General features: G+C 47.1%; 13 protein-coding genes and 1 pseudogene. 6 read left to right on the forward strand and 8 right to left on the reverse strand.

The features are described from left to right. The 5 genes from RYL88_RS08460 to RYL88_RS08480 form a co-directional block, all read left to right on the forward strand. A partial coding sequence (locus tag RYL88_RS08460; RefSeq protein WP_314990550.1) for a transporter substrate-binding domain-containing protein occupies positions 1-364 on the forward strand: 364 nt, incomplete at its 5' end. 67 nt (positions 365-431) lie between these two features. Then, positions 432-1,184 carry an amino acid ABC transporter substrate-binding protein gene (locus RYL88_RS08465; RefSeq protein WP_314748168.1) on the forward strand — a complete coding sequence of 251 codons (753 nt, stop codon included), beginning with the start codon at positions 432-434 and terminating at the stop codon, positions 1,182-1,184. Between the two features lie 316 nt (positions 1,185-1,500). Further along, positions 1,501-2,118, forward strand: a complete 618-nt coding sequence (locus tag RYL88_RS08470) for an amino acid ABC transporter permease (RefSeq protein ID WP_314990569.1) — start codon at positions 1,501-1,503, stop codon at positions 2,116-2,118. Next, complete coding sequence (locus tag RYL88_RS08475; RefSeq protein WP_314990552.1) at positions 2,118-2,870, forward strand: amino acid ABC transporter ATP-binding protein; 753 nt, start codon at positions 2,118-2,120, stop codon at positions 2,868-2,870. The genes RYL88_RS08470 and RYL88_RS08475 overlap by 1 nt, the downstream gene beginning before the upstream one ends. Before the next feature lie 21 nt (positions 2,871-2,891). Next, entirely contained in the window at positions 2,892-4,034 is a 1,143-nt protein-coding gene (locus RYL88_RS08480) for a PLP-dependent aspartate aminotransferase family protein (RefSeq protein WP_314990554.1), read from the forward strand. A gap of 154 nt (positions 4,035-4,188) precedes the next feature. Here the strand turns inward: RYL88_RS08480 and RYL88_RS08485 are convergent, their stop codons facing one another. The 4 genes and pseudogenes from RYL88_RS08485 to RYL88_RS08500 all read right to left on the reverse strand — a co-directional run bounded on the left by RYL88_RS08485 (position 4,189) and on the right by RYL88_RS08500 (position 6,745). Then, positions 4,189-5,193, reverse strand: coding sequence for a TerC/Alx family metal homeostasis membrane protein (locus RYL88_RS08485; protein WP_314990556.1), 1,005 nt, complete (start codon positions 5,191-5,193; stop codon positions 4,189-4,191). 9 nt (positions 5,194-5,202) lie between these two features. Next, entirely contained in the window at positions 5,203-5,571 is a 369-nt protein-coding gene (locus RYL88_RS08490; RefSeq protein WP_314990558.1) for a stress protein, tellurium resistance protein TerZ, read from the reverse strand. After that, positions 5,568-6,158, reverse strand: coding sequence for a TerD family protein (locus RYL88_RS08495; protein WP_314990561.1), 591 nt, complete (start codon positions 6,156-6,158; stop codon positions 5,568-5,570). Before RYL88_RS08495 ends, RYL88_RS08490 begins: the two co-directional genes overlap by 4 nt. Before the next feature lie 9 nt (positions 6,159-6,167). Continuing rightward, a pseudogene (locus RYL88_RS08500) lies at positions 6,168-6,745 on the reverse strand (TerD family protein). A gap of 96 nt (positions 6,746-6,841) precedes the next feature. Between RYL88_RS08500 and RYL88_RS08505 the strand changes: the two are divergent. Then, positions 6,842-7,096: a helix-turn-helix transcriptional regulator gene (locus RYL88_RS08505; RefSeq protein WP_314990563.1), complete on the forward strand. Its 255-nt coding sequence runs from the start codon at positions 6,842-6,844 to the stop codon at positions 7,094-7,096. 157 nt (positions 7,097-7,253) lie between these two features. On the opposite strand, the gene hemJ is transcribed toward RYL88_RS08505, so the two are convergent. From hemJ to glmM, 4 genes are all read right to left on the reverse strand, one after another. Then, positions 7,254-7,688: a protoporphyrinogen oxidase HemJ gene (gene hemJ, locus RYL88_RS08510; RefSeq protein ID WP_314990565.1), complete on the reverse strand. Its 435-nt coding sequence runs from the start codon at positions 7,686-7,688 to the stop codon at positions 7,254-7,256. 466 nt (positions 7,689-8,154) lie between these two features. Next, complete coding sequence (locus RYL88_RS08515; RefSeq protein WP_314990571.1) at positions 8,155-8,517, reverse strand: NINE protein; 363 nt, start codon at positions 8,515-8,517, stop codon at positions 8,155-8,157. Further along, on the reverse strand, positions 8,507-9,037 hold the full coding sequence (locus RYL88_RS08520; protein ID WP_314990567.1) for a signal peptidase II: 531 nt from the start codon (positions 9,035-9,037) through the stop codon (positions 8,507-8,509). The genes RYL88_RS08515 and RYL88_RS08520 overlap by 11 nt, the downstream gene beginning before the upstream one ends. After that, positions 9,030-10,373, reverse strand: coding sequence for a phosphoglucosamine mutase (gene glmM / locus RYL88_RS08525; RefSeq protein ID WP_314990568.1), 1,344 nt, complete (start codon positions 10,371-10,373; stop codon positions 9,030-9,032). The genes RYL88_RS08520 and glmM overlap by 8 nt, the downstream gene beginning before the upstream one ends. Positions 10,374-10,523 lie beyond the last annotated feature (150 nt).

Raw genomic sequence — 10,523 nt, forward strand, 5'->3', positions numbered from 1 at the left:
TGACGATCTAAAAGGAAAGAAAAGCGCGCATTCGGCCACTAGCAACTGGGCGCAGATAGCAGAAAAGCACGGCGCGCAGATCGTCGTCGTAGACGGCTTTAGCAAGGGCGTAGAGCTAATCGCCCAAAAGCGCGCGGACGCTACGATAAACGACGACGTGACTTTTCTTGATTACGTCAAGCAAAGACCTAACGTGCCTATCAAGGTCGTATTTACCGGAGAGGCGATACCTACCGCCGCGCTCTCGCACAAGGATAACGCCGAGCTAATCGCGCAGATAAATAAGGCTCTTGGCGAACTAAAATCTAGCGGTAAACTAAAAGAAATTTCCGAAAAATATTTCGGTAAAAATATCTCCGAATGATAAATTTAGGCGCGAAGCGGCCCTGCCGTAAAATTCGCGCCTGAGTAAATTCAAAAAAAGGAAAAACATGAAAATCTCAAATTTATTTAAAGCCGCGGCGATCCTGGCTCTGGGGCTAAATTTACACGCTAAAACGATTAAAGAAGGCGTGCTAACCGTCGCTACCGAGGGCACTTACGCGCCGTTTTCGTTTTATGACGAAAAAGGCGAGCTAACCGGCTACGACGTGGACGTCGCAAGAGCCGTGGCTAAGAAGCTAAATTTAAAAATCGAATTTTTAACTGCGCCTTGGGATGCGATGTTAGCGGCTTTTGATGCGGGCAAGGCAGACGCGGTGTTTAACCAAGTAAGCATCACCGAGGAACGAAAGAAAAAATACGAACTTAGCGAGCCATATACTGTTACTTACGGCGCGATCATCGTTCGTAAGGACAACGACTCGATAAAAAGCTTCGCCGACTTAAACGGTAAGAAAAATGCGGACTCGGCTACTAGCAACTGGGCTAAGGTTGCCGCTAGCTACGGCGCTCAAAACGTTACGGTCGATAGCTTTGCTAAAAGCATGGAGCTGCTAATCGCAGGCCGCGTAGATAGCGTGCTGCGCGATAATATCGTGTTTTTGGACTTTACGAAAAATCAACCCGCCGCTCCGGTTAAAATCGCCGCCGTCGGAAACGAAAAAGACTACATCGGCGTAGCCGTGCAAAAGGGCAACGCCGAGCTAACTGAGCAGATAAACAAAGCCCTAGCCGAGCTAAAGGCCGAGGGCAAGCTAAAAGAAATCTCGCAAAAATATTTCGGCAAGGACGTTTCGGAGTAAATTTGCTAGGTTAAATTTAGCAGATTTCAAACGGGTTCGCCGCTCGTTTACGCTAACGGCGATGGCCTATTTACAGGCTTGCTTGCAGGCTAAATTTAAAAGCCGTTAAATTTAGCCGCGAATTTTAAATTTAGCAAAAAATGCCGCTTGTGAAACTAAACGGCAAATTCGGGTAAATCCTGCAGGCAAATTTTAACGGATCAAAGGCTCTCGACGAGTAAATTTAAGCCTAAATTCGGTGCGAAAAACGGAGGTAAATTTGGACACGGAACGCATAAACCGCATAATCGAGCTTGTCTCAAGCTCGCTGCTGCCGATGCTAGAAGCCCTAGCTAAGGTCACGATACCGCTCACGCTGGCGTCTTTTGTCTGCGGGCTGATTATCGCCGTGATAACCGCTATCGCGCGCCTTTCAAACGTGAAAATTTTGCGATGGGCTTTTGGCGGCTACGTTTGGATATTTCGGGGCACGCCGCTTTTAGTGCAGCTTTTTATCGTATTTTTCGGGCTTCCTTCTATCGGCATTACGCTTGATACGTGGAGCGCGGCGATCATCGCTTTTAGCCTAAACGTCGGCGCCTACGCGTCCGAGTCGGTGAGGGCGGCGATCCTATCGGTGCCTAAGGGGCAGTGGGAGGCGGCGACATCGCTAGGTATGACGCACGCGCAAATTTTACGCCGTATCATCGCGCCTCAGGCCGTGCGTATATCGCTGCCGCCGCTATCAAACACCTTCATCGGGCTAGTTAAAGACACCTCGCTAGCAGCTTCCATAACGATGGTAGATATGTTTATGGTCGCCCAGCGCATCGCCGCTCGCACATACGAGCCGCTGCTACTTTACGTGCTGGCTGCGCTTATTTATTTGGTCGTTTGCACGCTACTTACCTTTTTGCAAGGCAAGTTAGAAAAACGAACTTCAAGGTACGTGTGATGGCGATAAAATTTAAAAATTTAACCAAAAGCTTTGGCGAACAAAAGGTGCTAGAGGGCATCGACCTAGAGATCGCAGATGGGCAAACTACGGTGATCGTGGGGTCTTCTGGATCCGGTAAATCAACTCTGCTTCGCTGCATAAATTTACTCGAAATCCCCGAGGAAGGCGAACTGGAGCTAGACGGCGAGAAGATAAAATTCGGCGGCAAAATTTCGCCAAAAGAGCTACTGCCCTTTCGCAGGCGAACTGGGATGGTATTTCAGGGATTTCATCTGTTTCCGCATCTAACGGTTTTGCAAAACGTGATCGAAGGGCCGACGCAGGTACTTGGTATTGAAAAGGAAACGGCGATAAATAAAGCCCTCGAGCTACTGGGCAAGGTTGGCATGGCAGACAAGCAAAACGCCTATCCAAACAGACTCTCGGGCGGTCAGAGCCAGCGCGTGGCGATAGCTAGGGCGCTAGCGATGGATCCGTCGTTTTTGCTGCTAGACGAGCCGACTAGCGCGCTAGATCCGGAGCTGGAAGCCGAGGTGCTAAAAGTCGTCATAGCCCTAGCCAGAGAGAAAAAATCCCTCGTCATCGTCACGCATAATATGAATTTCGCTCGCAAAGTCGCGGACAGGATTTTGTTTTTGGATAAAGGCAAGATCGCGTTTGACGGCGATGCGGAGAGATTTTTCGCTAGCCGAAACGAGCGTATAATGAGCTTTATCTCGGCGATGGATATAAGATTTTTGAAATTTTAGCGATAAATTTAAGGAGAGAAAATGAAACTAGACACGCTAATCGTAAAAGGCATCGAGGCCAAGCATAACCCTTTTGGAGCCGTCGTGCCGCCCGTTTATCTGGCAACGACATTCGTGCAAGAGGGGCTAGACGGCTTTGGCGAGTTTGCCTACTCGCGCGGCGCAAATCCGACTAAACAAGCGTTTGACGAGCTTTTTGCTAAGGTAGAGGGCAGCAAATACGCATTTAGCTTCGGCTCGGGAATGGCGGCGACGGCAGCGGCTTTTAGCCTGCTACAAACGGGCGATAAGGTGCTGCTAAACAACAACGTCTACGGCGGCACTTTCCGCTACGTTAGCAACGTCTTTGCGTCGCAAGGCATAAGCTACGAGGCGGTGGACGATTTAAATTTATTAGAGGAAAAAGATATCGCAGAGAACGTGAGAGCGATATTTATCGAGACGCCCTCAAATCCGCTGCTGCGCGTGACCGACATCCGCCGTATCGCAGACATCGCGCACAAAAGAGGCATCCTAGTGATCGCTGACAATACCTTTTTAACGCCTTATTATCAAAAGCTTTTTGATTTTGGCGTAGATATCGTAGTTTATAGCGCGACGAAATACATCGGCGGACACGCAGACGCGATCGCTGGCATCGTTACGGTAAACGACGACGCACTAGCCGAAAAGATAAAATTTGCCAGAAATACGTTTGGCGGCATAATCAGCCCGATGGACGCTTATTATCTGATAAGAGGCCTTAAAACCCTTAGCGTACGCTTTGACCGTCAGACGCAAAATACGCATAAAATCATCGAATTTTTAAAATCGCACGAAGCGGTAGACGCGGTGCACTATGCGGGATCGTACTCGCAGCTAGAAAAGCAGATCCGAGCCCGCCAAGCAAGCGATATCGGCGCGGTTATATCGCTAGAGCTAAACGAAAAATACGACTATAAAATTTTTGCTAAATCTCTAGAGCTTTTTGACCTGGCCGTGAGTCTTGGCGGCGTTGAGAGCCTCATCTGCCAGCCCGCGTCCATGACACACGAATCATACCCTAAAGAGCTGCAAGACAAAATCGGCATAAAGCCTAATCTGCTGCGCCTTGCTATCGGCGTAGAAAACGCGGACGACCTAATCGCCGATCTGGCTCAGGCGATAAAAAAGGCTAAAATTTAACTCTGCTTGCCGCCTTGGCGCTTTTATCGCTCGGGCTAAATTTATCAAATTTAGCCTTGGGCTAGGCGGGCAAAATGGGCTCGCCTAGTTTACTAAAGCGGCACCCGGCGCCAAGGCGGACGAATTTATAAATTATCGTCAAATCAGTTCGTGGCTATTTTGCTTTAAACAAACTAGCAAAAATCCCGACGCCTAAAACTCCCAAGATAACCCACAAACTAGCCTGTGCCGAAATCTCGAATCCGTGATGAAAGATATGCGCTGAAGCGTTTAGGGCGAGCTTTGCTGCGATAAAAAATAAAAGCGCTATAACGGCTTTTTCTAAATACGCCAAATAGTCTTTTAGCGCTTCTAGTACGAAGTAAAGCGTTCTAAGTCCCAAGATTGCAAAAATCATCGCCGAATAAACGATAAGCGGATCTTTACTAACGGCGATGACGGCCGGAACGCTATCAAAAGCAAACATAACATCGCTAAGCTCTATAACGCAAAGACACAAAAATAGCGGCGTAGCTATCCATTTGGCGTTTAGTTTGGAAATTTGATTTTGCAGTTTTGCCTTTTCGTCTGCTGAAATTTGAGTCGAAATTTCTTGGTTTCTCACAAAAAAACTGTGTCCTAAAAGGCGTGGGAATACCGGGAAAAATCTATAAACCGCCCTGTAAGCTAGATGGTTTGAGTAGTCCCCTATCTCTTCGCCATCATCGCTCTTTTTCATCATCATTACCGCGCTATAAGCTACCATGATAGCAAAAACAAACTCCATCCACGGAGAAATCCCAAGTAGACTCGTTCCGACTGCTACAAAGACTAGCCTAAATACAACCGCGCCTATAATGCCAAAATACAGCACTCTGTGACGATAAATTTCAGGAATTTTAAACCACGAAAAAATTGCCGCCATAACGAATAAATTATCGATTGAAAGCGACTTTTCTAAAATATAACCTGAAAAAAATAGGCTCGCCGCCTCGCTACTAACGGCAAGATACAGATATCCGCCAAATGCCGCAGCTACGACAATCCAAAATATAGACCAGAGCGCAGCTTGCTTTAACGATATCTTCTCGTCCTTCTTGTGCGCGAAAAAATCTATTGCAAACGCCGCCGCTACAAATATGACAAAAACGATCGCAGTTTGAAATTCTAAATTATCCAAAAATTCTCCTTAATACCCGCAGCTTTGTTTGGGAAGCCCTCTTTGGCGGTTTAGCTCTTGCGCCGCTTTGCATGCCGAGCATGATTGTTTGCCGGCGCAATTTGCATTAAACCAGTCTATGAGCTGCGAATGCATACGGACGTTTTGATTGTATAAATTTACCTCTTCGCTTGAATACCGATTTACGAAAGTAGAATTTAACGCTCTTTCTATTGCAAGCGTTTTGTTGTAAATTTTTACGCACTCTTGCATCATTGCATCGCTTATTACGGGTGCGTTGCCGTAAGTTTGCGCCGATGGCGGGATCTCATAACCGCCCTCTATCTCAAATGCGCCTAAAATCGCAATCGTAGCCGCTAAGAAAAATAAAATTTTCATAAGTACTTCACTACGGAATTTAATATCAGCTCATCAAGCTTTCTATCGCTCGTAGGTTCGCCGATAGCCGAAAATTTCCACTCGCCGTTTCGCTTATATAGCTTGCCTAAAATCATCGCAACCTTATATGCAAATGCGCTATCTCGTACGATATTGTACGACGCAAAGACTTTATTTACGCTTTCGTAAAGTCCAATGCTAGCAAACGGAATTTTATCAAAGTCGATTTGATTATAAGAATTTAGCACGAAAAATATCTGCTCTACGTTTGAGTTTAAACGGCTAAGATCGACGCTGATTATTTCGTTATCCAGTCCGTCGTCGCCCCCTACGTCTCCGACCAAGTCATCGCCGCTGTGAAATACGCCCGAGGCTGATTTTTTACCGAAATAGACCACATCGCAAAACTGTTTGTTTGAGTCAAACATCGCAGCGCTTAGATCCAGATCCACCGGCTTTATCTTATCTCTAAAAAAGCCTTTTTCGGTTATGGCGCCCCAGTTTGCTCCTACGCAAAAGCTGTGCAGATGTCCGCCGTCGTCTTTGGCGAGCGATATTTTTTGTCCTTTGATCAAATTTATCGCCATGGTTTGCCCCTATACGTCTAGTCCAAACTGCCTACAAAATCCAGCCAGTCCATCCTTAAAACCGCTTCCGTTAGCCGCGAAACGCCACTCGTTGTCTTTAAAGTAAATTTTACCGAAAGATACTGCGGTTTCGGTAGAAAAATCCTCCTCTAAATCGTATCTGGCTATCTCTTTGCCGTTTCTTTCATCGACGATTCGCATAAACGAATTTCTTACCATACCGAAATTTTGCCTTCTAGCGACTGCTTCATGGATCGTGACGACTATGTCGATCTCTTTGACGCTTGGCGAAATTTTAGCTAGGTTTATTTTTATGATTCATCGTCGCCTTCGCCTTCGCCTGTGTGGTTATCGCCCGTGTGGACTACCGAGCCGTCTGCGCTAATTAGATTGTTGTAAAAGACGAAATTCTTCTCGTTTTCTACTTTGCCTGAAGCTCCTACCAAAAACGCGCTCGCATCTAGGTCAAATTCCGCTCCCGTATCGCTAGTATTCGTATCCCAGCCAAGTCCTACTAAAATTTTGCTTAGCCCTGGAGCTTCTTTGCTCAAACTAACTCTACCGCCCTTTGATAAATTTACCGCCATTTTGGCCTCCTTTAAAATTATTTATCCTATAGGATATAGATTTGTAGATTTTATCTAAATAAAGTTTAAGTTTAACTTTACCTATAGGATAAAATAATGGGCGAAAATTTAGCTTTTTTTAGCGCCGATGAGATACTAAATTTCTATCGGCAAATTTCTGTAAACGTCCGAAAGCTACGCGAAAATAAAGGCATTAGTCAGCTCGATATGGCTTTAAGCATGGATATAAAATCGGTCGCATTTTACTCAAATTGCGAGAATTGCCGCTATGATAAGCATTTTAACCTTGAGCATATTTATAAAATTTCAAAAATTTTAGATGTAGAGGTTGGGGAGATTTTCAAATTTTAGCGATTTAATTTGAGTTAATGTTGCCTAGAGGTTTAATTGAGCCGAGTAAAATCAAAATTTGGCGCTAATTTTGCACGCCGAATTTATAAGATACGGCTCAAAGCAACGCCGAGGTAAAGCAGGTTTGCTCCGCCTCGGGGCGCGTATTTATCGCGGATTAAAACGGCTTATACACCATCATCCAGATGATGATAACCATCGCGATGGTCGGCACTTCGTTGTAAGCGCGAAAGAACATACCGCTTTTCTTACAGCGTTTCTCGCGCAGCTGCACCATATAGCGGCCAAGATCCAGATGAAATGCCGCGAGGATAACGACGACGGTGAGCTTGACGCGTATGTAGCCGCTGCGTAAAAGCTCGGGCATCGCGACGATGATCAAAATGCCCGTCAAAAACGTGCCGATCAGCGCGACCCAGCCGATGTAGTGGTACATCTTGTACTCCTGCACCTCAACGACGCGCACGAAGTCAGGCTTGTCCATATTCTCCGCGTGATAGACATAGAGGCGCGGCTGATAGAACAAAAACGCCATCCACGAGATGAAACACAAGTAGTGGAAATATTTGATGAGGTTATAGTACTCTGCCATCTTTTCTCCTTTTTTATTTTGGCGGCTCGTCTTTTTCCTTTATACTTCGTTAGAAATTTCGCCGAAGCTCGGTTACATACTACTTGCATGCGCCCTCGCTCGGCTCATTTTCGCCTCGTCTAAAGAAAAAATACTGCGCCTTATCGTTTTACGCTCAAATTTGAAGTCAAATTTGGAAATTTGGTTTCAAATTTGACTCGCCCAGACCCGTATCTTGGAAATGCTAAAATTTAGATTCAAAATTTTTAAAACGCAACAAGCGAAAGGCTTTTTGCTCCGCTACGCTTGCAACTGCCGACAGACCGCCTCCAAATTCCGTGCTAAGCGATAGCGAAGCCGAAATTCGGTAGGTAACTGCTTTGAGCGTTTGGATTTTAAAAATTTGGGCTCAGGGTTCTATTTTAGGCAGTAGATTAAAAGCTAAATTTGAAGCAATTTTAAAAATTTCAACAAATTTAACCGACCCTCACCCTAGCAAAATTTCCTTCCTCGCTTCAAATTCCTCTTTGCTTATCGCGCCGCTCTCGTACAGCTCGTAGAGGCGTCTACGCCGCTCCTCGAGGTCTTGCGCGCGCAGTTTATCTTTTAACGTTTCTTTTTTCTGATTTTTTTCGACCGCCGCGCCGGTTAAGCGCAGATCAAAGAGCCACCACGCGCCCCAAAGCACCCAAAATACGTAACCCACGATCGCCCAAGCTAGGCTATATCCGATGAAAAACAGCGTCATCATCGCAAAGCCGCTCACGAATTTGCCCAGATAAAATCTATGCCCTCCAAACCAGCCCGTAAGCAGCCAAAGCGCGTAGGCTATATAAACGTTATCGCCTATTTTTAGCCCCCTTTCGCCCTGCGGCGAAGCTCTGCCAGAGTATGAGCACGACCCCGATGTCGATCATAACGTCTGCGAGGTTAAAGATCGCAAACTCAAACCACTTGTGCCAGTAGACGTAGTCCACGACGCCGCCGTGAACGAAACGATCGAGCAAATTTGAACTACCCGCGCCCAGGATTATACCCGCTCCTAGCGCGTGCTCCTCTAAGATTTCCTTTTTTTCGCCGTTTGGGGTCAAATTTGGCTCCGTTTGAGCCGCAGCTCGCGCATCAAATTTGCGCTTTAGCCGCCAAAGCAGATAGCCGCAAACGCCCGCAATCAGCGCTAGCTGGATAAATTTGAGCCACTGCCCAAGAAAAGCAAACATCGAAAATGCCACGCCGCGGTTGTATGCAAGCACTAGCGAAAAGTACTCGCCCTGCCACGAAAATCCGCCCAAAAATATCTGCTTGACTGCCTGATCGAGCGCGAAAACGACGAAAAACGCCGCGAAAAAAACGCCTAAAATTTTAGCCATTTAGCGCTTTTACGAAAAATTTCTCGACCTCGTCCATGCGGGTTTTTAGCACGTCGGCGCACTTGCCTTCAATCAAAAGCCTGATGAGGTTTTCGGTGCCCGAGTAGCGAAATAGCGAGCGGATGCCTTCTTTTGCGAGGCTTGCTTCAAGCTCTTTTAGCCCGGCGATGCTTTCAAGCGGCTTTTTCTCGGTTATCTTTAAATTTAGCAAAATTTGCGGATACGGCTTTATCTCGCTTAAAATTTCGCTCGCTTTTTTGCCTTTTTTTAGCACCAGCGCCGCAAACTGCAGTGCCGCCACGAGCCCGTCGCCAGTTTTGGCGTAGTCGCTAAAGATGATGTGACCGCTCTGTTCGCCGCCGAAATTCGTGCCGTTTTCTTTCATCTTTTCAAGCACGTATTTGTCGCCGACATTTGCGCGCAGGAGTTTGATTTTGTGGGATTTTAGGTAGTCTTCAAGTGCGGCGTTACTCATCACGGTAGCCACGACCGCGCCGCCTTTTAGGGCTTTGTTTTCCTGTAAAAATGCCGCCATGACGCCCAGCAAACTATCGCCGTTTGCCACCTCGCCGCGCTCGTCTACGACTACGAGCCTATCGGCGTCGCCGTCAAACGCAAACCCCAGATCCGCCCTTAATCGCGCTACCTCGGAGGCTAAATTTTGCGGATAGAGCGCGCCGCAGTTTAGGTTTATGTTGCTACCGTTTGGCTCGTCGTTTATGACGATGGTTTCGGCTCCCAGCTCGCTAAAGATAGTCGGAGCGACCCTGTACGCAGCGCCGTTTGCGACGTCTAAAACCACGCGTAGTCCGTGCAGGCTCAGGTTTTTAGGAAATGAGTTTTTGATCTGCACGATATAGCGGCCGATGACGTCGTCGATGCGCTTTGCGGCGCCGATTTCTAGCATTTGCTTTTGCGATCTTTCTATGAGCTCGTCGTCAAAATAGATCTTTTCTATCTGCGCTTCGGCCTCTTCGCCTAGTTTATTGCCTTCGCTATCGAAAAATTTAATGCCGTTATCGTAATACGGGTTGTGCGAGGCGCTGATCATGATGCCCGCGTCGCAGCGCATATCCTCGGTGAGAAATGCTATCGCGGGAGTGGGCATCGGGCCGATCTGACGGACATTGTAGCCCACTGCCGTGAGCCCCGCGACAATAGCGGTCTCGATCATGTAGCCGCTTTTGCGCGTGTCTTTGCCCAGTAAAATGGTGTTCGTATGCGACGCAAACTGCCTAAAATATATCCCCGCGGCCATAGCAAGTCGCATGGACGTTGCGGCGGAGAGTTTTTCGCCCGCTTTGCCGCGGACGCCGTCGGTACCGAATAGTTTCATTATTTTTCCTTTTATAGCTTATATCGGCTTGTCTTTTGAGCGTCTTTATAGAAACCCCGCCTGCGGCGTCGCTACGCTGATTTTGAACGAGTTTAAAATTTTCGCCCTGCGGCAGACTATTTGTCTAGCCTTGGGACGAAAATTTCCGCA

Source organism: uncultured Campylobacter sp., assembly GCF_963517995.1.
Classification (GTDB): domain Bacteria; phylum Campylobacterota; class Campylobacteria; order Campylobacterales; family Campylobacteraceae; genus Campylobacter_A.